The sequence below is a fragment of the Sphingomonas hankookensis genome (assembly GCF_001619955.1).
GTDB lineage: Bacteria > Pseudomonadota > Alphaproteobacteria > Sphingomonadales > Sphingomonadaceae > Sphingomonas > Sphingomonas hankookensis_A.
In genome coordinates this window covers 1-390 of record NZ_LQQO01000039.1, presented here as the reverse complement: position 1 = coordinate 390, position 390 = coordinate 1, and the positions used below count along the sequence as shown (strand labels likewise).

Here is a 390-nt window from a genome sequence, read left to right as displayed (position 1 = left end):
AGCAATGCTTCGCGCACGGCCGCTTCCACCGCCTCGAGTCCGTCGTCGAGCACCGCGGCCAGCACCCGCACGAACCGCCGGTCGGCATCGTCACCGACGCCAAGCTTGCGCCGCAGTCGTGCCAGCGCAGGCGGCAGCTCCCAGCCCTGGAACGGCGCGCCGTTCCGCAGGGCGCCCGGCTTGGTCGCCAACACCGGCAGATAATGCCACGGGTCGTAGATGGTCCGGTCCCGGCCGAAAAACCGGGGATGGTCGGCGACGACTTCCCCGTCGCAGCGCACGACGATGCGGTCGGCATAGGCGCGGACCTGAACGGCACGTCGCACCACCCTGGCAGAAACGGAGTAGCGGTTGCGGTCGAAGCTGATGAGGCATGTGCCGCTTACCGCA

At 69.2% G+C, this 390-nt stretch carries 1 protein-coding gene; it reads right to left on the bottom strand.

All coding sequences use genetic code 11. The annotated features are described in order from the left end of the window. Positions 1-390: Mu transposase domain-containing protein (locus AVT10_RS14535; RefSeq protein ID WP_420038513.1), on the bottom strand; the 390-nt coding region annotated here is incomplete at both ends.